We start from the raw sequence: 22,838 nt of genomic DNA, 5'->3' as shown, positions 1-22,838 counted from the left end.
GGTGACGCCGGTCATCGGGCAACCAGCCGCACCGGCAGCTCATCCAGGCCGAAATTGATGATCGACTTGTTGTGCCGGGGGCGGCCGATCAGCTCCACCTCGCGCACCTGGTCCCGCAGGGCCGTGAAGATCGCGGCGAGTTCGGCCTTCGCCAGGGCCGCGCCGAGGCAGAAGTGCGGGCCCCAGCCCAGGCCCAGGTGCCGGTTGGCCGCCCGGTCCAGCAGCAGGTCCTCGGGCCGGTCGAACTGGGCCGGGTCGTGGTTGGCCGCCCAGGTCCACACCACCACCTTCTCCCCCGCCTTGATCTCGGCCGCACCGAGGCGCACGTCCCGGGCCGCGGTGCGCAGCACGTGCAGCCCCGAGGAGGTCCAGCGCAGCAACTCGTCCACCGCGTCGGCCGGTTCGACCTCCCCCTCCCACAGTGCCCGGAGCTGGCGGGGGTTGCGCAGCAGCGCCAGCATGCCCATCGCGGCGGTGTGCCGCACCGTCTGGACGCCACCGACCAGGATGTTGTCCAGATTCAGCACCACGTCCTCGATCGGCAGCAGGCCGCCGTCCACCCGGTGCGTGGCCAGCACGCTGACCAGGTCGTCGGCCGGGCGGGCCCGGTGGGCGATGGTGTGCATGAACAGGTAGCGGATCAGGTCCTGGTGGCCGGAGCGGCGCTTCTGGGGCGTGTCGCCGAGGAAGGCGCGGTCGGAGAGCGCGACCACCTTGGCGCGGTCGGCCTCCGGGATGTCCAGCAGGTCGCACATCACCGCCAGCGGCACCGGGGCGATCGTGTCGACGAAGTTGACCTCGCCCCGGGCCAGCCCCGCGCGGACCGCCTGCCCGGCGATCTCGGCCAGCCGCGGCGCGTAGCCGGCGGTGTTGCGTGCGTTGAAGAACGGTGTCAGCGGGTTGCGGATGGTGCGGTGCACCGGCGGATCGGTGAACGCCATCATCGTGCCGGAGCCGGCCGGCGGCGTGCCGGCCGGGGAGGTGCCCAGCAGCGAGCCACCGAGCGAGCTGAAGTTCTCGGCGTCACCGAGCACTTGGGCCGCGTGCTGGTAGGAGAGGACCGCCCAGGTGGGCCCGTCCCCCGCGACCGTCATCCGCCGCACCGGGCCCGCCGCGCGCAGCGCGTCGATCCGGGCCGCCACGTCGGGGCCCGCCCAGAAGGTGGTGTCGGTCAGGTCCAGGTCCCGATCCGGGTCCAGATCCGGGTCCAGATCCGGGTCCGGGTCCGGTGCCTGCTCCGGGCGGGTGGGGACGGAGGCGGTCCGCACCGGGTGCGCCGGCTCGGCGTTCGCCGCATCGGCGACCGAGCGCAGCAGTGCGACCGGCCCCGGTTCGGTGGGCACCGCGAGCAGGTGGCCGCCGGCCACCACCGTGGTCGCCACCGGGCGCTCGCTCACCGCGCCCCAGGCCGCCAGGTCCGGTCCCGCCACCAGCGGATCGCCGGCCCCGACCACCGCGTGCAGCCGCACCTCGGGCGGCAGTTGGCCGGGGCGGTACCGGTAGCCGCGGCACAGCGCCAGATCGGCGCCGGTGACGGCCAGGGTGAGCGCCTTGAGTTCGGCGTTCTGCTCGATCACCCGGTCGGCGTCGGTGGCGGACAACAGGGCGGCGGCGTCGACCTGCTCGGGCAGCTCGGCGGCCCAGCGCTGCGGGGCGTGGGCGGAGGCCGGGACGAAGAACCGGGGCCGGTGCCCCGGCGGCAGCGCCCTGGCCACCTCGTAGCCGAGCAGGGCGCCGAAGCTCTGCCCGTAGAGCCCGAAGGCGATGCCCGGGTGGGTGTGCGGCAGCAGTGCGCCCACCACCTGGCGGACCAGCTCGTCGAAGTCGGCGGGCAGCGGGTCGCGCAGCCGGGCACCCCGGCCCGGCAGCCGCAGCCCCCAGACCTCGATCCCCGGGGCCAGCTCGCGGGCCAGCGGGGCGAAGGCGGTGGCGTCGCCGCCCGCGTGCGGCAGGCAGAAGAGCCGGGTGCGGGCCGCCGAGGCCGGGGCCGGCAGCAGGAACCAGTCGTCGACCACCTGGGGCCGGTCCGTCGGGCTCAGCACGGTGGTCATCGCGTTGCCTTCCTCTCCGATGCGTCGTCACGCACGTCGTCACGCACGTCGTGACGTTCCGCGTCACACACGTCGTCATGTACTGCGGCAGGTACGTCATCAGGGACGTCGTCAAGGCCGGGCAGCGGCGTCGCGCCGTCCAGCAGCGGGCCGAGCACGGTGTCGGGGTGGCGGCCGAGCAGGCCCAGCAGCGCGGCGTACTCGTCACGGATCCGCTCGGCGCGCGCCTCGCCGTAGCGGCGGGCGTCGACGGTCAGGCAGCCCTGGATCCGGTCGGACCCCTCCTCGCGCAGGTCGAGTTCGAGATCGAAGCGGGCCTCGTCGTCGTGCAGGATCCGGACCTCCGTGACGGCCAGTCCGTGCCAGTCGTCGGCGTCGCCGCCCACGCTGCGGTCACCGACCAGCTGGCACATCACCTGGGCCAGCGGCTGCACGCCGGGGCGCCGGGGCACACCGAGCGCGCCGACGATCCGGTCGAACGGCAGCAGGTCGTGGTCGAGCGCCGCCGCGACCCCGGCGTGGGCCGCGCGCACCGTCTCGGCGAAGGTCGCCTCGGCCCGCAGCCGACTGCGCAGCGGCAGCAGGTTGACGAAGTAGCCGACCACGTCGTCGAGTTCCGGAAACGGACGACCGCAGCTGGGCACGCCGGTGACCAGGTCGGTGCGCCCGGTGGCCCGAGCCAGCCAGAGGGTGAACGCCGCGTGGCAGACGGCGAACGGGGTGCTGGCCTCGCGGGCGGCCAGGGCCCGTACGCCGCGCACGGTGGCGGCCGGCAGGTCGAAGTGGAGCGAGCGGCCGGTGCGCCGGCCGCTGCGGTCCACCGCCTGGTCGGCTGCTTGGCCGGCTGCCCGGTCCGGAGGTGGGGTCGACTCCTGCGGCGCCTGCGCCAGGGTGCGCCGCCAGTGGTCGAGCGCGTCGGCGTAACGCGCCGACGAACTCAGCCCGTCCTGCTGCCAGGCGGCGAAGTCGGTGTACTGGTGGTGGAGTTCCGGGAGTCCGGCGGGCCGGCCGCCGACCCTGGCCGAGTAGTGTGCGGCCAGATCCCGCAGCACGATCCGCATCGACCAGCCGTCGACCACGAGGTGGTGGAAGGTCAGCACCAGCGCGTGGTCCTCCCGTGCGAACCGGAGCAGCCGGGCCCGGATCAGCGGGCCGGTGGCGAGGTCGAACGGCACCGCCAACTCGGCCCGCGCCGCCTGCTGGACCTGCGCCTCGCGCTCCTCGGGCGTGCGGCCGGGCAGCTCCTGCGCCGCCAGGACGGCCGTGGCACCTCCGGGCGGGTGCAGCACGCCCTGGGGGCGCCCGCGCCGCCCGGTGCGGATGGTCGTGCGCAACGCCGGGTGGCGGGCCACCAGGTCCGCCAGCGCCTGCTCCAGCGCCGGGGCGTGCAGCGCGCCGCGCAGCCGCAGCGCGGTGCACACGTGGTAGGTGGTGGCGTCGGGCCACAGCTGCTGGAGGAACCAGAGCTGCCGCTGCCCCTCGGTGAGCGGGACTTCGCCGTCCTGCCCGGTGCCCCGCGGCAGCGGGCTGGTGGGCGCGGCGTCCGGGTCGAGCAGGGCGGCCAGCAGCTCGCGCATCACGTCGTCCGGGCCGGCCTGCAGCGGGGTCGCGCTCATGACGCCAGCCTGGCGAGCAGCTTGGGCAGGTCGGGTTCGGCGCCCGCGCGGTCGAGTTCGGCCCGCACGCCGGCCGTGAACTCCGCCAGGTCGGCGGCGGCGAGCAGGCTGCCGAGGGTGACCTCCACCCCCAGGGCCGCGCGCAGCACGTGCACCAGCCGCACCGCGAGCAGGGAATGCCCGCCCAGGGTGAGGAAGTTGTCGCTTCCCGTCACCTGTCCGACGCCCAGCAGCCGGGACCAGGCGAGGCCGATGAGCCGCTGCAGCGGGTCCTCGTCCGGCTGCTGGCGCTCCAGCGCCGCCGGTGTGTCCGTGCCGGGGTCCGGCGCCGGCAGTGCCCGGCGGTCGATCTTCCCGTTGACGGTCATCGGCAGCGCGGGCAGCACCGCGACGGTGGCCGGCACCAGGTACTCGGGCAGCTTCGCCCGCAGCTGCTCCCGGATGCCCTCGGGGTCGGGCGCGCTGCCCTCGGCGGCCGTGAGGTAGGCGGCCAGCCGCTTGTCCCCCGGCGTGGGCTCGTGCACGGTGACCGCGCAGGTGGCCACCGCCGGGAGCGCGGCGAGCACGGTCTCGATCTCGCCCAGCTCGATCCGGTAGCCCCGGATCTTCACCTGGCCGTCCCGCCGTCCGACGAACTCCAGCCTGCCGTCCGGCAGTCGGCGCACCAGGTCGCCGGTGCGGTACATCCGCGCGCCGGGTTCGGCACTGAACGGGTCGGGCAGGAACCTGCTGGCCGTCAGAGTGGGGCGGTTGAGGTAGCCGTGGCCCAACGCCCGTCCTGCGACGTACAGTTCGCCCGTCTCGCCGTCCGGGGTGGGCCGCAGCCGCTCGTCCAGCAGGTGGACGGTCCGGTCGCCGACCGGCCGCCCGATCGGCAGCGACTCCCCGGCCAGGTCGGCGGGACCGAGCGGCTGCACGGTGGTGAAGACGGTGGCCTCGGAGGGGCCGTAGCAGTGCACCAGGTGGGTGTCCGGGTAGCGGCGCGCGATCTGCCGGGTGTACTCGACGCTGGCGCTCTCGCCGCCGAACAGCAGGTGCCGCGGGGCGGTGGCCGGGCCGCCCTGGGTGAGGGCGAGCAGGTTGAAGGCGGCGGTGGTGAGGAAGAGCACGCTGGCGCCGTGCTCGGCCGCGGTGTGGGCGGTGGCGATGGGGTCGGAGTTGCCGTGGCCGGGGATCAGCACCCGGCCGCCGGAGAGCAGCGCCGGGTAGAGGTCCAGGATGTGGCCGTCCCAGGAGAGCGCCGCGTGCAGCACCGCCGTCGCCCCGGGGCCCCAGTAGGCGTACCGCTCGCCGGCGAAGAAGCCCGGCACCGCGCGGTGCGGCACCAGCGTGCCCTTCGGCAGGCCGGTGGAGCCCGAGGTGTACGGCACGTACACCACGTCCTCGGCGGAGAGCTCCAGCCCCAGGTCCCGGGTGTCCTGCCCGGCCAGCTCCGGGTCCGCCAGGTCCAGCACCCGCACACCCAGCCGGGGCGCCGCCGCCGGATCCGCGCTCACCAGCACCACCGGCGCCGCGTCCCGCACGAAGTGCGCCAGCCGCTCGAACGGCACCCCCGGCTCCAGCGGCACGTACGCCGCACCGGCCTTCAGCACCCCCAGCATCGCCGCCACGCACTCCAGCGACCGCGCCACGTGCAACCCCACCCGGTCACCCACGCCGACCCCGTGACCACGCAACCACCAGGCCACCTGGTTCGCCCGCGCGTTCAGCTCCCCGTACGACCACTCACCCGCACCCGGCGCACTCAGCGCCACCGCCTGCGGGCACGCCCGCACCTGCTCCTCGAAGAGCCCCACGACCGTGCCCGTGGTGCCCGGACCCGCCCCCGTGGTGGCCAGACCCGTCCCCGTGGTGCCCAGGCCCGCGCCGGGCCCGATCTCCAGTCCGATGGTCATCGCACGGACTCCTCGGCCCGGCGCCGCTCGATGGAGTCCCGCAGGCTCTTGGGACGGATGTCCGACCACACCTGCTCGACCCGGGCCAGGCAGTCGGCCTCGCTGCCGCTGGTCCCCTCGGCCCGCCAGCCGAGCGGGAGCTCCAGCTCGATCGGCCAGAGGGAGTACTGCTCCTCCTCGTTGACCACGACGTTGAACTCGGTGAAAGCGTCCATGACGGCTACTCCTCTGCTGATGGTTCGTCAGGTGTGGTGAGCACTCGTGGGTCCGGCGGGTTCACCGGCCCGCGGCGATGGCGTCCAGCGCCGCCAGGTAGGCGGCCGCGTACTCGGCCGCCGCCCGCTCGGGCAGCCTGGCCCGGTCGTGGTCGACCAGCAGCAGGCCGTCGTCCGAGGTCGGGTCCAGCACCACCGCCGCGCTGAGCGCGAAGTTGGTCGGCTCGTGCCGCATGGTCGGCTCGAAGCGCAGGCTGTCGCTGACGATCTGGGCGCTGCCCTCGGCGAGCCGGCCCAGCGCGTGGAAGCGCAGGAAGCCGAAGTTGCTGTCCAGCGCGGTGCCGGCCATCAACCGGGCCAGGGTCGCGAACGGCATCCGCCGGTACGGCAGCATCGCCGTCTCCTGCTCGTGCAGCAGCCGGGCCAGCGCGCCGGGGTCGCCGTCCACCGCCGCGCTCACCGGCACGGTGTTGAGGAAGAGACCGAGCGCCTCGGTGCCGCCGTCCTTGGCCAGCCGGCCGTTGACCGAGAGACCGCTGGTCACCCGCGGTGCGCCGGTGATCCGGCCCAGTGCCACCAGGTGGGCGGCGAACGCGGCGCTCTTGGGCGTCCCACCGCTGGTCGCCGCGGCCAGCCGCAGCACCGCGCCGATCCCGGGCAGCAGCCGCTCGGTGCTGCGCACGCCCAACTCCCCGGCCACCGGGGCGAGATCGGCGCGCGGGCGCAGGGTTCCGTCGACGCCCGCCAGCCGGTCGCGCCAGAACTCCAGCGCGGCCCGGTCATCCGCCGCCGCGCGCTCGGTGGCGACGAACTCCCCGAAACCGGACTTCGGCGCGGCCAGCGGCGGACGGTCCGGGTCGGCCAGCAACTCGGCGTGGCGGCGCAGCAGTTCCGACAGCAGCGAGGTGAAGCTCCAGCCGTCCAGGATCGCGTGGTGCTCGGCGATGGTCAGCTGGAAGGCGTCCTCGGCGAGCAGGTGCACGCTGGCCGCGAAGAGCGGGGCCTCGGCGAGCGCGAAGCCGGTGCTCCGCAGCCGCTCGAACTCCTCGCGCACCGCCGCCTGCCGCTGCTGCTGCGGCAGCTGCCGCAGATCGGCGACCCGGACCGGGGCCGGGAGCGTGCCGTGCACCAGTTGGAGCGGTTCGCCGAAGGACATCAGGTCGATCGAGGTGCGCAGCACCGGGTGGCGCTCCATCGCCTCGGTGACGGCCTGCTCGAAGAGCGCCCGGTCGAAGGCGCCGGTCACCAGGTAGCTGTTGACGTTGTGGTAGCTGTCGGTGCCCCCGGACAGCTCCATGTGGTAGGCCATGGCCAGCTGCATGGTCGCGGTCGGGTAGGCGTCCACCACGCCGTCCGGCAGGGCGGCCCGGTCGGCCACCGTGATCAGTGCGAACGGCGGTTGCTCCAGCGGTTCTTCACCGCTCGCCAGGTCCGGGGTGGCCGCCGCCGCGAGGGCGGCGACCGTCGGCCCCGCGAAGAAGTCCTGCAGCCGCACGCTCCAGCCCGCCGCCCGCAGCGCGCTCGCCACCCGCACCGCGCGCAGCGAATCCCCGCCCAGGTGGAAGAAGTTGTCGTGGGCGCCCAGCTCCGCCGCGGCCACGTCCAGCACCTGGGACCAGATCTTGGCCACCAGCACCTCCAGTTCACCGCTCGGCGCCACCCGCTCGCCCTCGGCGTGGACCACCAGGGCGCCCGAGGGCTCCGGCAGCGCGGCCCGGTCGATCTTGCCGTTGGTGGTCAGCGGCAGCACGGGCAGCACGGTGAAGCTGGCCGGGACCATGTACTCGGGCAGCGTGGTGCGCAGGTGGCGCCGCAGCTCGGCGAGGTCCGGTCCGCCCTCGGCTGCGCTGGTCAGGTAGGCGGCCAGCCTGCGGTCCCCCGGCGCGGGTTCGTGCACGGTGACCGCACAGCTGGCCACGGACGGGTGGGCGGCGAGCGCGCTCTCGATCTCGCCCAGCTCGATCCGGTAGCCCCGGACCTTCACCTGGCCGTCCCGCCGGCCCAGGTACTCGAGGCCGCCGCCGGGCAGCCGGCGCACCAGGTCGCCGGTGCGGTACATCCGCGCGCCTGGCACCGGACTGAACGGGTCGACCAGGAAGCGCTGCGCGGTGAGGCCCGGCCTGTTGAGGTAGCCGTGCGCCAACGCCTCGCCGCCGATGAAGAGTTCACCCGGCACCCCGAGCGGCACCGGTCGCAGCCGGTCGTCGAGCACCGCCTGGGTCAGGTGCCCGAGCACCGAACCGACCTGGCTGCGGTCGAAGGCCTGCGCCGTGTCCGCGCCGATGTCGAAGGCGGTGGCGTGCACCGTGGTCTCCGTCGTCCCGTACAGGTTGCACAGCACCGCGGGCGGCGGCTGCGGCAGGCCGAACCAGCGGCGCACCGCGGGCGGGTCCAGCGCCTCGCCGGCCAGCAGGACCCGGCGCAGCCGGGGCAGCGGACGTGGGCGCTCCTCCAGCGCGGTGGTCAACTGCCGGAAGGCGGAGGGGGTCTGGGAGAGCAGGGTGACCTGCTCACGGGCCAGCAGCGCGGCGAACTCCTGCGGCTCGCGGCAGGTCAGGTAGGGGACGACGACCAGGGTGCCGCCGTGCAGCAGCGCGCTCCAGATCTCCCACACGGAGACGTCGAAGGCGTAGGAGTGGAAGAGCGTGGCCACGTCGGTGGCGCCGATCTCCAGCCGCCGCGCGGTGTCGGCCATCAGCTCGCCGACGCTGCGGTGGGCGATCTGCACCCCCTTGGGCCGGCCGGTGGAGCCGGAGGTGAAGATGAGGTAGGCGACGTCGTCGGCGGTGGCCCCCGCCTCGGGCCGGTGCGCGGGGCGCCGGGCGATCGCCTCGGCCTCCCGCTGCAGGTGCACGGTGCGCCAGGGGCCGTCGGCCGCGCCGTCCGGCTGGTCGGTCACCACCACCCGCACCCGGGCGTCGGCGAACGCGAAGGCCCGCCGCTCGCTCGGCGCGGTGAGGTCGACCGGGACGTAGGCCGCGCCGGTCTTGAGCACGGCGAGGATCGCCACCACCGCCTGCGCGGTGCGGTCCAGGTAGAGGCCCACCCGGTCGCCGCGCCGCACCCCCGCCGCGTGCAGGTGGTGGGCCAGCCGGTTGGCCTCCTGGTCCAGCTCGGCGTAACTGAGCGAGCGGGCGGCGTCGGTGAGCGCCGGGGCGGCGGGTGCGCGGTCGACCCGTCGCTCGAAGCCGCGGTGCAGCGGGAGGTCGGCGCCGGCCGGCTCGGCGGGCCGGGGTAGCAGGGCCGGGAGTCCGGCCGGCGGCACCAGGCCGAGCACGCCGAGCGGGGTGTCCGGTGCGCCGATCGCCTGGTCGAGCAACTCCCGCCAGGCTTCGGCCAGTCGGGCGATGGTGGCCCGGTCGAACAGCTCGGTGGCGAACTCCACCTCGCCGTGCAGCTCGCCGTCGTCGTAGGTGGACCAGATCAGGTCGAACTTGGTGGTGCCGTTGGGCTGCGACCGGCCGCGGCCGGTGGCGGAGCCGAGCCGCAGCCCGGCCGGGTCCTGGGTGTGCGCGCCGAACAGCAGCTGCACCAGCGGAGGTTGGCTGCCCGACCGGTCCACCGCCACCTCGTTGACGATGCTGTCGAACGGGGTGTCCAGGTGACCGTAGGCGTCGAACGCGGTGTCCCGGGCCTGCTCGACCAGCTCGCGGAAGGTGGTCTGCCCCCCGGCCCGCAGGCGCAGCGGCAGCACGTTGACGAAGTAGCCCATCAGGTGGTCGAGTTCGGGACGATTTCGGGTGGACACCGGGGTGCCGATCACCAGGTCCTGCTCCCGGGTGTACCGGTGGACGAGGGTGGCGAAGGCGGCCAGCAGCACGGTGAACGGGGTGGCCCCCGACTCGCGGGCCAGCTCGCCCACCCGGGCGGCGGTGCCGGGCGTCAACGGGTAGTGGTAGGTGTCGCCGCGTGCGCTGGCCCGGGCCGGGCGGGGGCGGTCCGCGGGCAGCGTGGTGACGGCCGGGGCACCGTCCAGCTGCTGCCGCCAGTAGGCCAGATCCCGCTCGCGCGGAGTGGACCGCTCCCAGGCGCTGTAGTCGCCGTACTGCACGGGCAGTTCGGGCAGCTGCGGGGTGCGGCCGGTCAGCGCGGCGTCGTAGGCCTCGGTCAGCTCCCGCTCGAACAGGCCCATCGACCACTCGTCCCAGACGATGTGGTGGAAGACCGCGACGACGGTGCTCCGCTCGCCGTCCGCGGCGCCGTGCCGGATCAGCCGGACGCGCAGCAGCGGGCCCTCGGCGAGGCTGAACGGCTCCCCGGCGTCCTGCGCCACGGCCGCCGCAGCCGCCGCCGTGCGCCGCTCGGCGGGCAGCGCAGTCAGATCGGTCAGCGCGATCCGCACCGGCAGTTCGGCGTGGACCAGCTGGCACGGCTCGTCCCGGTCGGTGGCGAAGGTGGTGCGCAGCGCTTCGTGCCGCGCGAGGATGGTGTCCAGCGCCTGCTGCAGGATGGCGAGTTCGACCGGCCCGTCGAGGTCGAGCACCCAGGGGATGTTGTAGGCGGGGCTGCCCGGGGTGAGCTGGTCGAGGAACCACAGCCCGCGCTGCAGGCCGGACACCGGTGCCCGGTCGGCGTTCCGCCGGGTCAGGGCATGGTAGTTGCCCATGATCACTCCAATTCTGTGGGCCGGCCTCAGGCCAGCTGGGCGGCGAGGGCCGAGACGGTCTTGCAGCTGAAGACCAGCCGGGGCGGAACCTCCCGGTCCAGCGTCTCGGCCAGCAGCACCGCGACCCGCACCGCGCGCAGCGAATCCCCGCCGAGCTGGAAGAAGTTGTCGTCGACGCCGACCTCCGGCAGGCCCAGCACCTCGGACCAGGCCTCGGCGATGCACCGCTCCAGCTCGCCAGCGGGCGCCCGGCGGCCGGCGGCCGGGTCCACCGGTGGCCCGGCGGCGGGATCGGGCGCGGGGAGCGCCTTGCGGTCGATCTTCCCGTGGGCGGTCAGCGGGAGTTCGGGCAGCAGGGTGAAGCCGGCGGGCACCATGTACTCCGGCAGCCGCGCCAGCAGGTGGCCGCGCAGCTCGGCGGCCTGCGGCAGCGCGCCCGGCTCGGCCGTGACGTACGCCGCCAGCCGCTTCTCGCCCGGTGCCGGCTCGTACACGGTCACCGCGCAGGTGGCGACCTGCGGGTGGGCGGCGAGCGCGCTCTCGATCTCGCCCAGCTCGATCCGGTAGCCGCGCACCTTAACCTGACCGTCCCGGCGGCCGATGAACTCCAGGGTTCCGTCCGGCAGTCGGCGCACCAGGTCACCGGTCCGGTAGAGCCGCGCGCCCGGTTCGGCGTCGAACGGGTCGGGCAGGAAGCTGCGGGCCGTCAGCGCGGTTCGGTTCAGGTAGCCGTGACCCAAAGCCGGTCCGGCGATGTAGAGTTCGCCCTCCTCGCCGGTCGCACTCGGCCGCAGCCGCTCGTCCAGCACATGGACGCTCCGGTCGCCCAGCGCACGGCCGATCGGCACCGCCGGCCGCTCCAGATCCGCCGGCCGCACCTGGTGCATGGTGGCGGCCACCGTCGCCTCGGACGGACCGTAGAGGTGCACCACATTGACGTCGGGCAGCTCGGTGAGCATCCGGCGGAAGTGGTCGGCGGGAATCCGGTCGCCGCCGAGCAGCAGGTCCCGCAGGTTCTTCAGCAGGCCAGGATCGGCCGTGACCACGGCGCCGAAGGCCGCCGCGCTGAGCAGCAGGACGGTGGCACCGTGCTCGGCCGCGAACTGCGCGACGCCGATCGGGTCGCTGGTGTCGCCCGCCTGCGGGATCAGCACCCGGCCGCCGGAGAGCAGCGCCGGGTACAGGTCCAGCACATGGCCGTCCCAGCTCAGCGCCGAGTGCAGCACCGCCGTCGACCCCGGCCCCCAGGAGGCGTACCCCTGCCCCGCGAAGAACCCCGGCACCGCCCGGTGCGGCACCAGCGTGCCCTTGGGGACCCCGGTGGAGCCGGAGGTGTACGGCACGTAGAACGCGTCCTCGGGCGACAGCTCGACCACGGGATTGCCGCGCTGCTGGGCAGCCAGCTCCCGGTCCGCGAGGTCCAGCACCCGCACCCCGAAGCCCGCCGCCGCCACCGGGTCGGCGCTCACCACCAGCACCGGCGCCGCGTCCCGCACGAAGTGCGCCAGCCGCTCGAACGGCACCCCCGGCTCCAGCGGCACGTACGCCGCACCGGCCTTCAGCACCCCCAGCATCGCCGCCACGCACTCCGACGACCGCGCCACGTGCAACCCCACCCGGTCACCCACACCCACCCCGTGACCACGCAACCACCACGCCACCTGGTTCGCCCGCGCATTCAACTCCCCGTACGACCACTCACCCGCACCCGGCCCACTCAGCGCCACCGCCTGCGGACACGCCCGCACCCGCTCCTCGAAGCGCGCGACCACCGTCGCGGCACCGGCCACCGGCTCGCCGACCGGCGCCGCTGGGTCCGCGGCGTAGCGGGCGAGCGAGTCGATCCACTCGCGGCAGAATGCCGCGACGGTCGCCCGGTCGTACAGCCGGGCGTCGAACTCGATCCAGCCGCGCAGTGCCGTGCCGGGGTCCTCGATCATCCAGACCTGCTCGAACTTGGCCACCTGGTGCGCGTGCAGCCGCCTGGTCCCGGTCAACTCGCCCAGCCGGACGGCCGATCCACTGGCGGGGTGCAGCTCGAAGGCGGTCTGGAAGAGCGGGCTGACGTCGAGCCGGCGGTCGTCCAGCACCGCGTTGACGATGCTGTCCAGCGGCGTGTCCCGGTGCGCGTGGGCGTCGAACGAGGTGTCGCGGACGTGCCGGACCAGGTCACGGAAGCCGAGGTCCGCGCCGACGCGCACCCGCAGCGGCAGCATGGTGACGAAGTAGCCGATCAGCGCGTCGAGTTCGGGACGGCTGCGGGTGGTGACCGGGGTGCCGACCACCAGGTCCTCGTCCCGGGTGTGCCGGTGCACCAGGGCGGCGAAGGCGGCCAGCAGCACGGTGAACGGCGTGGCGTCCTCGGCGCGGGCCAGTTCGCGGATCCGCCTCGCGGTCCCGGCCGGGATCTCGAAGCGCAGGCTGTCCCCGCGCGGAGCGTCCTGCTCGGTGCGCGGCCGGTCGGCGGGCAGCACGGTGACCGCCGGGGCGCCGCGCAACTGCTCGGCCCAGTAGTCGAGATGCCGCTGCTGCGGGGTCTCCTGCTGCCAGCTGCTGTAGTCGGCGTACTGCACGGGAAGTTCGGCCAGCTGCGGTTCGCCGCCGCGCACCGCGGCGGCGTACAGCTCGCCCAGCTCGCGCTCGAAGACGCCCAGCGAGGCCTCGTCCCAGATGATGTGGTGGAAGACCGCGACCAGGGTGCTGCGTTCGGCTCCGTGCCGGATCAGCCGCACCCGGAAGAGCGGTCCCTCGGCCAGGTTGAAGGGCGCCCGCGCGTCCTGCTCGATCGCCGTCATCGTGGCGGCCTCGCGCTCCTCCTCCGCGGCGCCCGTCAGGTCGCTGACGGCGATCGGCACCGGCCGCTCGGCGTGGATCACCTGGCGCGGCTCGCCGCGCTCGGTGGCGAAGGTGGTGCGCAGCGCCTCGTGCCGCGCCACCAGCCCCTCCAGCGCCACCTGCAGCGCCCTCGGGTCCACCGGTCCGGCCAGCTCGAACACCCACGGGATGTTGTAGGCCGTCGAGTCCGGGTTGAACTGCGCGTGCGTCCACAGGCCGCGCTGCAGGCCGGACAGCGGCGCGGTCGCGGCCCTGCGCCGGGTCAGCTCCGGCCCGGCCGCGGGCGCACCGGCCGCGGCCATCGCCGCCGCCAGCTCGCGGACGGTCTGCGCCTCGAAGACGGTGACGTGGGAGACGTCCGCGTACGGGGTCTCCAGCATCCTGCCCGCGACCCGCAGTGCGGTCAGCGAGTCCCCGCCGAGGTTGAAGAAGTTCTCGTCCAGGCCGATGCCCTGCACGCCGAGGATCTCGGACCAGACACCGGCGATCAGCCGCTCCAGCTCGCTGCCCGGCTCCTCGTGCGCTGCCTGCCCCGCGTGCCCCGTGTGCCCTCGATCCTCCGCCGGAGCGGGCAGCGCACGGCGGTCGATCTTGCCGTTCGCGGTGAGCGGGAGCGCGGGCAGCACCGTGATCGTGGCCGGGACCATGTACGCGGGCAGCGTCGCCCGCAGGTGCTCCTGCAGCTCGTCCGCCCGCGGGAGGCCGTTCCCCTCGGCCGTGACGTACCCCGCGAGGCGCCGGTCCCCCGGCGCCGGCTCGTACACGCTCACCGCGCAGGTCGCCACCTGCGGGTGCGCGGCCAGCGCGCGCTCGATCTCGCCCAGCTCGATCCGGTAGCCGCGCACCTTCACCTGGTCGTCCCGGCGCCCACCGAACTCCACGGTGCCGTCGGCCAGTCGGCGCACCAGGTCACCGGTGCGGTACATCCGCGCACCCGGCACCGGGCTGAACGGGTCGGGCACGAAACGCTGAGCGGTGAGGCCGGGCCGGTTCAGGTAGCCGAGCGCCAGCGCCGTGCCGCCGATGCACAGCTCGCCGGCCGCTGCTTCGTGCATCTCCTCGTCCAGCACGTACAGTTCACGCTGGCCGATGGCCCGTCCGATCGGCACGGAACGGCCCGCCCCGGCCTCGCGCACCTCATGCACCAGGCTGGTGATCACCGCCTCGGTCGGCCCGTAGGCGTTGAGCAGCGGGATCCCGGTCTCGCGCAGCCACCGCTCGGCCGAGGCCGCGGGCATCGTGTCGCTGCCGCAGACCATCAGCCGCAGGCTCGCCAAGTCGCCCGCGCAGTGGTCGAGCAGCGCGGTGAACTCCTGCCAGTACCCGGCCGGAAGGTTCGCCACCGTGACGCCCTCGCGCCGGATCAACGCTGCCAGCTCCGCCGGCGCGGTCACCCGCGCCCCGGTCATCGCCAGGCAGGCCCCGGCGGTCAGCGCGGTGAGCACCTGCTCGACCCAGACGTCCACGTACGGCGCGCTGAACTGCAGCACCACGTCGTCCGCCGTGATCCCGAACCGCTCCCGCACGGTGGCGAGGTGCCCGTCCAGCGCCGCCCGGGCGACGGCCACGCCCTTGGGCGTCCCGGTCGTCCCGGAGGTGTAGATGATGTAGGCGGTCTCCCCCGGCCCCGCGACCGTCCGGGCCGCGTCACCACCGCGCTCGTCGTCCGGCGCCAGCAGCACCGCCCCGCTGTCCGCGAGGATCGCCGCCACCCGCGCCTGCGGCGCCTCGGGGTCCAGCGGCAGGAACGCGACGCCGGCCTTCAGCGCGGCCAGCAGCGCGACGACGTAATCCACCCGGTCCGCCGCCCGCACCCCGACCACCCCACCGGACCCGGGCACCGACCGCGCCAGCCGCCCGGCCAGCGCCGCACTGCGCCCCTCCAGCTCGGCGTAGTCGACGACCCGACCCCCCACTCGGATCGCAGCCCGCGAGGGCGCATGCCGGGCAACGGCAGCGATCAGCTCCAGACACCCGGGCGCCCCGGCGACGGGCCCCGGCAGCAACGGTGGACTCACTGGGCTCGCTGAACTCAGCGGACTCACTGGACTCGGCGGCGAACTCTTCAACTCGGCCATGCCCCAAGCCAACCGCCCGGAGCCTGCCGCCAAGGGCAGTGCACGAGGCAGAAGAGCGGCAGTTCGACCTCCGCACAACTGCCGCTATGGACGGCAGTCGCTCTCGTCTCGCGCAAACAGGCCCGTCCGCCGAAGGCCCCATGAGAGCACCTGTCGGCTGAGCGAACCCCGACAGCGGAGTAGCATGCGAGGTAGCATAAGGAGCATGAGCGAGCCTACCCAGAAGTACTCGATCACCATGCCCCGCGACATCGCCGAAGCCGCCCGCGTCCGCAGCGGCCCCTCCGGCCTGTCCGCCTATGTCGCCGCGGCGGTCGCCCGGCAGATCGAGCGGGACAACCTCAACGAACTGATCGCCGTTGCCGAGGCCGAACACGGCCCCATCACCGCCGAGGAGATCCAGCAGAAGCGCGACCTGCTGCGGCGCGCCCGCGAGGAGCAGCACGGCGACGCGGCGAGCGCGGCATGACGCGCGAGGCCGCTGTGCCCGCGGGCACCCTCGTCCTGGACAGCGAAGGGCTCGCCAAGGCCGTACTGCGGGATCGCGAGGTCACCGGCTGGCTCGCGCTGGCCCGGGCGGACGACATGCGCGTGATCACCAGCGCCGCCACTCTGGTGGAGGTCGTCCACCCCCGGATCAACCGTCCGGCCCTGGAGTGGACGCTCTCCCGCCTGGTGGTCGAGCCGGTGACGGAGGCGATCGCCCGCCACGCGGCAGCCCTCCTCGCCGACGCCGCGTTGCACGGCCACAAGTACGCCATCGACGCGATACTGACCGCTACGGCACTCGCCGCTCCGGGACCGGTGACGGTTCTCACCTCCGACCCGGATGACTTGAGCACGCTGTGCGGCAAGCGCCTCACGGTCATCAAGGTCTGACTGGCCGCATGGACCCCGGCCCGCCGGGGTCCACTCCCGAGTCCGTACACACACCTCGACACCGGCCCGAGTGGGCTGCTCGGATCAGAACGTGCCGTTCAGAACCTGCCGAGGCCGTGCGGTGAGCCGAGGCCGGTGGGGCCGTCCCAGCCGGGGCCGGACTGGCAGATCTTCTCGCCCCAGCCGAGCCGCTGGCAGATGGCCGGCGATCCGCCGTCGGTGGTGACGTCGTGGAAGACCGAGGCCGGGGCCCGGTAGAGCGCGCTGGGGCCGACGGTGCCGGTCGAGTGCCCGCTGCTGCGGACGTACCAGGCGGCGACGAACGGCGAGGAGGCGCTGGTGCCGCCGCTGACGAGCCAGTTGTTCGGCTTCCCGGTGGAGGGCGCGTAGGTGTCGTAGACAGCGGGGCCGCTCGCCGGGTCGGCGACGGCGGACAGGTCGGTGGCGGCCCGGTGGCCACCGCAGTTGGCGGCGACCGAGGCGGGCTGACCGGCCGCGGGGGGCAGGGTCAGGGCGCAGCCACCGGTCAGGTCGTGCCACGCCGTCTCGGTGAACTGCGTCCGGGAGGCGTCGACGGGCTTCAGCGAGGTACCCCCGACCGCGACCGCCCAGGGCAGCTCCGCCGGCCAGGTGTAGCTCGTGTCGACGACGGTCCCGGCCTTGGCGGCCGCGTCGGAGCCGGCGGCGGTCGTGCCGGGACTGCTGATGTCGCCGCTGGAGGCGAACAGCGGCACCCCGGGATGGCGCACGGCCTTGCTGTAGTCCGCGTCCGCCGTCGAGGCGTCGAGGAACTCGACGTCGCTGAGGCTGACCGCGTTGGCGCCCAACCGGACCGCGGTCTGGTAGGCGACGGCGTAGTCGGCCGCCTTCTCCGCGGGCAGCAGCTCACCGGTCGCGTCGATGTCGGGCGTCTGCACCACCATGATGTGGCAGTCCGGGCAGGCCGCCGAGGCCATGTCGACGTCCAGCGAGGTCTCGACGGCCGCTTCCTCCTCGGCCGCCTTGAACTCCGTGGTCGTCCCGGGCACAACCGGAGGCCCGCCGTGGAAGTCGGTGACGGTGAGACACCCGCTGGCCGTGGTGCACGCGGGCAGCCCGTACTGCTTGCGGTAGGTGGCGAGATCGGACTCCAGGTGCGTGTTCGCGCCGGTGCTGATGAGCGCGATGGTGCCCTTGTGCCCGACCGAGGCCCGCGGCAGCGAGTACGCCTTGGCGAGGTCCGTCGCACCGAGCCCGACCGGGGTGTCGGTCGACAGCACGGTGTCCGAACCCGGGCTCGTGGTCACGACGTCCGCGTGACAGCCCGACGCGCACATCGTCCGCACCCCGTGGCTGCTGAGCAACGTGCCCTCGTGGAGCTGGAGTTGCAGGCTGGCGACGTCCGACGAGGCCTGGGCCGACGTGGCCTGGGCCACCCCGGTCGTCAACGCCATCGTCGCCACGACCGGCAGCGCACAGGCCAGCACGAGACCACGTGAGCGCCTGAGTGTTCCCCGGTGAGAACGCAATTCTCCTCCTCGGCAGGTCGGCAGCACCACCGCTGCCGCTGACGCCGCATCCTGACCGACGGATGTTGGGAACTTGTTCGGAACCCATGGTGATCCGGTCAGGCGGGACCGGTTGCGGCGACCTGACGCGGCACTAGCTTCCGGCCAGCGTGTGCCCCAGCAGCGACACCGCGTCGGGCAGCACCCGTCGCCAGAAGCCGTCCGTGTGCTCGCCGTCCGGGAACCCCGCCTGGCGCGCTCGCGCCTGCCGTGCGACGTCGCGGGCGGCGGGGCAGAACGGGTCCTCCTGGCCGCACCACACGCCGAGGGTGCCGACCCGCATCCGGTCGAGGCGCAGGAGCGGCTCGTGCGCTCGCCAGTCCGCCTCGTCGGCGTACCCGCCGATCGGGCGGGCATCCGCCCAGCTGCGGAAGACGGCCGGGCTGAGCAGCGCCACGGCGTCCAGGTCGTGGCCGCTGCGGGTGCGCCCGATGGCGTACTGCAGGGAGCCGGAGCCGCCCATCGAGATCCCCATCGCGGCGCGCGGCGCGGAGAGTCCGCGGGCCTGCAGCCAGCCGGGGAGCTCCTCGCTGAGCATCGCCTGCGGGTCGTCGCCGTCACCGGGGCTGCGCTGGTGCCAGTACGTCGCGTCCCCGCCGTCCAGCGCGACGACGGCGAACGGCGGCACCCCGCCCTTGACCGCTGCCGCCAGGAACTGCGGCGTCCCCAGCGCCACCATGCCGCGCGCGTCGTTCCCGCGCCCGTGCAGCATCACGCAGACCGGCAGACCCGGGCCCGCCGCACTGCCCGGCGGCAGCATCGTGACCAGCGTGACCTCCCGGCTGCGCGCCGCCGAACGCACCTGCTCGACGTGGACGGCCCCGGGCGCCACGTCCGGCACCGTGCCGTCCGTCCCGGTCATCCTCAGGGCCTTCTTCAGCTCCACCCCGCCGGGCAGCCACCCGGCGAGCATCCCGCCCCCGGCGGCGCACCCGAGCAGCGCGCCGCCGCCCACCACGCCGGCCCCGATCCGCAGCGCGCGCCGCCGCGACACCGCGCGCGCAGGGCCCGGCCTTCCACCGTCCGGTTCGTACGCGCTGTCGCGGTCAGCCACCGCACAGGTCCGAGCCCGCGAACATGCCCGCGTTCATGCGGTGCATGTAGCTGATGTCGGCCCAGCCGGGCGCGACCCCGCCGACCACGGCGACGACCCAGAGCAGCACGGCCGCCGGCAGTGCTCCATGGCGCGGTCGCACGGTGCGCCACGGACGGCGCGCGGCGATCCACACCAGCGGCAGCAGGCCAGCCAGCACCAAGCCGGCCGCGAGCCAGGTGTACAGGGTGAGGCCCGACGGCAGCGCGAGCGGGGTGCAGTGGACGTTCCGCTCGTAGTCCGGCCGGTGTGACTCGTAGCTGAGGTGCGCGAGCAGCCCGGTGCCCAGGCCGGCCAGGCTGAGCACCGCCGAGGCGAGGACGACCGAGGCGGCGCGGCGTGCGGTGGGACTCGACATGTTCACTGCTTCACCAGTTGGGTTGGACGCGGACGACGACGACGTTCTGCTGGCCCTCTTCCTGCAGCTCCGACGGCAGCCGGGTGTTGAGGCTGGCGTTGAGGTAGCTGTTGGTGTGCTGGGTGTAGTGGATGTCGCCGTCGGGTGTGATCGACGTGATGATGCAGGCGTGGTGGATGTCCCCGACCGCGGCGTTGGGGCCAGGGCCTGCCTGCTGGAGGAAGATGATGTCGCCGGGGCGGGCCTGCGAGAGCGGCACCGTGGTGCTGCCGTTGTTGAGCAGGAAGTCGTGCAGCCCTCCCGCGAGTGCCCAGCTCCTGGAGTGGCTGTGGTCGTGCGCGTCGATCCAGTTGGTGACCGGCCCTCCCCAGCTGCCGACCTGGGCGCCCTTGAACCAGTTGTTGTCGCCGAAGGAGCCGTCGCCGTCGTTCTTGTAGGCGAGTCCGGCGGCGTGCAGCGCATCGGAGGTGAAGTTGGTGCAGTTGTTGTCGAAGGTGTCGAGGTCGGTGTTGTCCCAGTTGTCCATCGCCCACTGGATGAACTTCGAGCGGTCGAACTTGCCGTCCGTGCCGATGAGCTGCTGCTGGACGCTGGTGGGGATGCCGTCGAGGTGGGCGAGCGAGGCCGGGACGGCGAGCTGGAGCTGCTGCTGCTGATCCGGGGTGAGGCCGTTCCACCAGGCGGCGACGAGGGTGGGGTCGGTGCCGGCCGGGGGCACGGTGCCGGCGATCAGGCTCACCTCCAGCGGCGCCGCGTCCTTCTGGACGTTGTCGAGGGCGGTGCTCGGATCCGTGACGTTCACCTGGCCGGCCAGCCGGGTCAGCGCCGCAGCCGCCGTGGCGTCCGCCTTACGGGCGTCGGTGAGCGCCTGCTGGATCAGCCAGGAGGTCTGGTCGACCTGCTGGTCGATCTGCTGAACGTCACTGGGGTCCAGCAGGTTGTGGGCGTGCGGCATCGTCAGCGCCGTACTGGTGACCGTGCCGTCGGCTGCGACGGTCATGCCGTTCTGGTCGGCGTAGGACAGCGCCGAGCCGAGCGAGCGCTGGGCGACCTCGAAGGCCTCGGCCGCACCGTCCAGCACCGCGACCACGCCGCGCATCTCGTCGTACGCCGACTCCAGCGCGTCCGCCTGGGCCGACATCTTCGCCTGAGCGAGGTTGCCTGCAGTGCTGGACCAGACGGGAGCGATCCTCTGGGTGGCCTGGTGGCGCAGCTCGACGGAGGCGTCCCAGCAGTGCTTGGCCATGGCGGCCCAGTCGTTGGCGGCGGTGGACCAGAGTGCGGGCTTGGCGTTCTTGAGCTGGTCGAGCGTGATCGCCGAGCTCGCGGAGCCGCCGTCGGAACCGGATGCGTCCGTCATCTCAGCTCGCCCCCTGGCCCTGCAGGAGCTGGTCGGCGTCGTGGTGGAAGTTGCCGGCGAGCGCGGCCTCGGTCTGGACGTAGTTGTCCGCCGTCTGACCGAGTGCGTCGGCGGTGGCGTTCAGGCCGGCGGCGAGCTGCTGCAGGTGTGCCTGCCAGGAGGCGGCACAGGCGTCGAGTGCGCCGGCGGTCTCGAAGCCCGGGTTTCCGGTGGCGGCGGTGGCACTGGACTGCATGCCGTTCTGCGTCGCCTGGTTGACACCGTCCGCCGTCGAACCGACCTGGGTGGCCGCCTCGTTGAGAGTCGGTGGATGGACCGATATCGACATGTCTCCCCCTGGATCAACCGGCCTGCTCAAGCAGAGCATGATCGTAGTGGATGACCGGTTCAGCCCAGGTCGAAGGTGTTCGGCAGGCCGAGCCGGTAGCGGGTCTCGTCGACCAGCTTGAGCGGCTCCAGCTCCGGGGGACGGAAGAGCAGCCAGATCGGGCAGCGCTCGGCGGTGGAGCGGTCGGCGTCCAGGAGGGCGTTGACGGCGCGGCGGGCGGACTCGTTGGCGCCCTCCATGGTGGCGAGGTCGACGTCGGTGCGGACGTAGTCGCCGGCCAGGAAGAAGTTGCCGACCGCGGTCGCGGCGGAGGGTCGGTTGTAGAGCGTTCCCGCGGGGTGGATCAGCAGTTGCTCGCGGTTGGCCGGGGCGGGGCCGCCGAGGCCCGTGACGGCCGGGTCCATGAACCACGAGTGCACGTCGGCGTCCACCAGCCACGTGGCGCCCGGCCGGTTGAAGGCCCGCTTGGCCTGGGCCCAGACCTCCTGGACCACCTCCTCGCGGGTGCACTCCTTGGCGGTCCTGCCGTACAGGATCCCGGGCTCGTCCCACTCCGAGACGCAGACCGACAGGCAGTCGGTGACCGCTCCGTCGCCGTAGGCGGCCGGGAGGTTCCGGTCCCAGAACTGCGCCTGGTTGACGGTGGTCAGGGACCACGGGGAGTCGAGGCAGGCGGCGTGTCCGTGCACCAGCCGCACGGGCCGGCGCAGGTAGTACTGGACGCCCGTCATCCAGTCCGTCCGGATCGCGTCGCAGCGTGCGAGCTGGGGGTCGGCGGCGCGCAACTGCGGGCCCCAGGTGAGGCGGGCGTGCTCCACCGGCAGGGCGGAGAGGTAGTAGTCGGCGGTCACCGTCCAGGGCGTGCCGCCGCCCGTCGGCGCGACGCGCACCCCGGTGATCCGCCCGTCGGCGCAGAGGACCTCCTGGACCTCCGTCCCGGTGCGGAACTCGACGCCGAGCGAGGCCAGGTGGGCCGTCCACGGATCGATCCAGGCTTCGCTGGTCGGGGCGTTGAGCACCCGGTCGGGCTGCCCGTCGACGCCGCGCCCGAGCAGCCCGTTCAGCAGGAAGGCCTCGATGATCGTGCGGGCCACGGTGCGGGTGCTGGCCTGCTCGGCCTTGGTCGCGACCAGGTCGCGGGTCAGCCCCACCCCGAGCAGGCGCTGGTAGTCGTGGGACATCCGGCCGGCCTTGATGAAGTCCCACCAGGGCACCCGCTCCCACTGCTGCTCGCGGCGCAGGTCGCAGCTGGTCAGCTGGACCAGGACCCGGTCGACGAAGTAGGCGAGCTCGTCGGCGGGCAGGTGCAGCACCTCGTCGAGCACGCCGGTCAGCGTGCGGCGCAGCGCGTCCGGGGCGAGATCGCGCGGGTCGAGCGGGCGGGTGAGGGTCTGGAACGGGAGCAGCAGGCCGGGGCGCGGGGCGTCGTAGGCGAGCAGCGTCTGGGTGCCGTCGCGCAGGTTGTCGTGGACGCCACCGGGGTTGCCGGGGTACGGGATGCGGCGCAGGGTGTCGGGGAGGTTGCGGTAGAAGCCGGGGAAGAAACGGAACCCGTGTTCGCCGGGCAGCGGCCGTCGGCCACCGGCCGCGCTGCCGGGCACGTCCATGCTCCGGGCCTTGCCCCCGAGCGCGGCGTAGTACTCGTACACGGTCACCCGGTAGCCGCGCTCGGCGAGTTCGTGCGCGGCGCTCAGTCCGGAGACCCCGCCGCCGAGCACGGCCACGCTGCGCCCCGAGCGGCCGGCCCCACCGCCGCCCGGCACCGCACCGGCCGCCACGGCGGGCGACGGCGCGGCGACCGACGGCGCGAGGGCCAGCGCGCCACCCACCGCAGCCGCCCGGTGGAGGAACTGGCGCCTGGTCCGGCCGCTGGTCGCGGCGGTCTCCGGGTTCTCCGCGGCCCGGTTCTCGGCCCCCATGGCACGCACCCCTTGGCTACTGTGAGCGACTGGTCGGCCTCAGTATGCACAGGTCGCG

The 22,838-nt window shown here is 73.9% G+C and carries 14 protein-coding genes; 2 read left to right on the top strand and 12 right to left on the bottom strand.

From position 1 onward, the window contains the following. Positions 1 to 11: 11 nt before the first annotated feature. From OG500_RS33095 to OG500_RS33070, 6 genes are all read right to left on the bottom strand, one after another. Positions 12 to 2,051 carry a cytochrome P450 gene (locus OG500_RS33095; RefSeq protein ID WP_329585574.1) on the bottom strand — a complete coding sequence of 680 codons (2,040 nt, stop codon included), beginning with the start codon at positions 2,049 to 2,051 and terminating at the stop codon, positions 12 to 14. After that, complete coding sequence (locus OG500_RS33090) at positions 2,048 to 3,667, bottom strand: condensation domain-containing protein (protein WP_329585571.1); 1,620 nt, start codon at positions 3,665 to 3,667, stop codon at positions 2,048 to 2,050. The genes OG500_RS33095 and OG500_RS33090 overlap by 4 nt, the downstream gene beginning before the upstream one ends. Continuing rightward, positions 3,664 to 5,562, bottom strand: a complete 1,899-nt coding sequence (locus tag OG500_RS33085) for a non-ribosomal peptide synthetase (protein WP_329585569.1) — start codon at positions 5,560 to 5,562, stop codon at positions 3,664 to 3,666. Before OG500_RS33085 ends, OG500_RS33090 begins: the two co-directional genes overlap by 4 nt. Next, a complete protein-coding gene (locus tag OG500_RS33080; protein ID WP_329585567.1) occupies positions 5,559 to 5,777 on the bottom strand; it encodes an MbtH family protein in 219 nt (72 codons plus the stop codon). Before OG500_RS33080 ends, OG500_RS33085 begins: the two co-directional genes overlap by 4 nt. Positions 5,778 to 5,838: 61 nt before the next feature. After that, positions 5,839 to 10,383 (bottom strand): non-ribosomal peptide synthetase, encoded by a 4,545-nt coding sequence (locus OG500_RS33075; protein ID WP_329585565.1) that lies wholly within the window; start codon positions 10,381 to 10,383, stop codon positions 5,839 to 5,841. Between the two features lie 26 nt (positions 10,384 to 10,409). Continuing rightward, positions 10,410 to 15,296, bottom strand: coding sequence for a non-ribosomal peptide synthetase (locus OG500_RS33070; protein WP_329585562.1), 4,887 nt, complete (start codon positions 15,294 to 15,296; stop codon positions 10,410 to 10,412). A gap of 205 nt (positions 15,297 to 15,501) precedes the next feature. Here OG500_RS33070 and OG500_RS33065 point away from each other — a divergent pair, with 205 nt between their 5' ends. Continuing rightward, positions 15,502 to 15,765 (top strand): CopG family transcriptional regulator, encoded by a 264-nt coding sequence (locus OG500_RS33065; protein WP_327070515.1) that lies wholly within the window; start codon positions 15,502 to 15,504, stop codon positions 15,763 to 15,765. Then, the gene (locus OG500_RS33060) at positions 15,762 to 16,175 is read left to right on the top strand and encodes a DNA-binding protein (RefSeq protein WP_327070514.1); all 414 of its coding nucleotides are present in this window, start codon (positions 15,762 to 15,764) and stop codon (positions 16,173 to 16,175) included. The genes OG500_RS33065 and OG500_RS33060 overlap by 4 nt, the downstream gene beginning before the upstream one ends. 98 nt (positions 16,176 to 16,273) lie before the next feature. Here the strand turns inward: OG500_RS33060 and OG500_RS33055 are convergent, their stop codons facing one another. The 6 genes from OG500_RS33055 to OG500_RS33030 all read right to left on the bottom strand — a co-directional run bounded on the left by OG500_RS33055 (position 16,274) and on the right by OG500_RS33030 (position 22,780). Continuing rightward, positions 16,274 to 17,608 (bottom strand): hypothetical protein, encoded by a 1,335-nt coding sequence (locus tag OG500_RS33055; protein WP_329585559.1) that lies wholly within the window; start codon positions 17,606 to 17,608, stop codon positions 16,274 to 16,276. A 208-nt stretch (positions 17,609 to 17,816) separates the two neighbouring features. Further along, on the bottom strand, positions 17,817 to 18,776 hold the full coding sequence (locus OG500_RS33050) for an alpha/beta hydrolase (RefSeq protein WP_329585557.1): 960 nt from the start codon (positions 18,774 to 18,776) through the stop codon (positions 17,817 to 17,819). Continuing rightward, positions 18,769 to 19,173 (bottom strand): hypothetical protein, encoded by a 405-nt coding sequence (locus tag OG500_RS33045; RefSeq protein WP_329585556.1) that lies wholly within the window; start codon positions 19,171 to 19,173, stop codon positions 18,769 to 18,771. Before OG500_RS33045 ends, OG500_RS33050 begins: the two co-directional genes overlap by 8 nt. A gap of 10 nt (positions 19,174 to 19,183) precedes the next feature. Then, positions 19,184 to 20,533, bottom strand: a complete 1,350-nt coding sequence (locus tag OG500_RS33040; RefSeq protein ID WP_329585554.1) for an amidase domain-containing protein — start codon at positions 20,531 to 20,533, stop codon at positions 19,184 to 19,186. Between the two features lies 1 nt (position 20,534). Then, complete coding sequence (locus OG500_RS33035) at positions 20,535 to 20,861, bottom strand: WXG100 family type VII secretion target (RefSeq protein ID WP_329585551.1); 327 nt, start codon at positions 20,859 to 20,861, stop codon at positions 20,535 to 20,537. A gap of 59 nt (positions 20,862 to 20,920) precedes the next feature. Next, the gene (locus OG500_RS33030; RefSeq protein ID WP_329585548.1) at positions 20,921 to 22,780 is read right to left on the bottom strand and encodes a hydroxysqualene dehydroxylase; all 1,860 of its coding nucleotides are present in this window, start codon (positions 22,778 to 22,780) and stop codon (positions 20,921 to 20,923) included. Between the last annotated feature and the right edge of the window lie 58 nt (positions 22,781 to 22,838).

The sequence above is a fragment of the Kitasatospora sp. NBC_01250 genome (assembly GCF_036226465.1).
GTDB lineage: Bacteria > Actinomycetota > Actinomycetes > Streptomycetales > Streptomycetaceae > Kitasatospora.
The sequence above is the reverse complement of the archived record's forward strand: the minus strand, read 5'-3'. Positions and strand labels throughout refer to the sequence as shown.

Coding starts and splice junctions, on each gene's coding strand:
- OG500_RS33095 (WP_329585574.1), bottom strand. CDS start 2,051: ATGACCACCGTGCTGAGCCCGACGGACCGGCCCCAGGTGGTCGACGAC.
- OG500_RS33090 (WP_329585571.1), bottom strand. CDS start 3,667: ATGAGCGCGACCCCGCTGCAGGCCGGCCCGGACGACGTGATGCGCGAG.
- OG500_RS33085 (WP_329585569.1), bottom strand. CDS start 5,562: ATGACCATCGGACTGGAGATCGGGCCCGGCGCGGGCCTGGGCACCACG.
- OG500_RS33080 (WP_329585567.1), bottom strand. CDS start 5,777: ATGGACGCTTTCACCGAGTTCAACGTCGTGGTCAACGAGGAGGAGCAG.
- OG500_RS33075 (WP_329585565.1), bottom strand. CDS start 10,383: ATGGGCAACTACCATGCCCTGACCCGGCGGAACGCCGACCGGGCACCG.
- OG500_RS33070 (WP_329585562.1), bottom strand. CDS start 15,296: ATGGCCGAGTTGAAGAGTTCGCCGCCGAGTCCAGTGAGTCCGCTGAGT.
- OG500_RS33065 (WP_327070515.1), top strand. CDS start 15,502: ATGAGCGAGCCTACCCAGAAGTACTCGATCACCATGCCCCGCGACATC.
- OG500_RS33060 (WP_327070514.1), top strand. CDS start 15,762: ATGACGCGCGAGGCCGCTGTGCCCGCGGGCACCCTCGTCCTGGACAGC.
- OG500_RS33055 (WP_329585559.1), bottom strand. CDS start 17,608: ATGGCGTTGACGACCGGGGTGGCCCAGGCCACGTCGGCCCAGGCCTCG.
- OG500_RS33045 (WP_329585556.1), bottom strand. CDS start 19,173: ATGTCGAGTCCCACCGCACGCCGCGCCGCCTCGGTCGTCCTCGCCTCG.
- OG500_RS33040 (WP_329585554.1), bottom strand. CDS start 20,533: ATGACGGACGCATCCGGTTCCGACGGCGGCTCCGCGAGCTCGGCGATC.
- OG500_RS33035 (WP_329585551.1), bottom strand. CDS start 20,861: ATGTCGATATCGGTCCATCCACCGACTCTCAACGAGGCGGCCACCCAG.
- OG500_RS33030 (WP_329585548.1), bottom strand. CDS start 22,780: ATGGGGGCCGAGAACCGGGCCGCGGAGAACCCGGAGACCGCCGCGACC.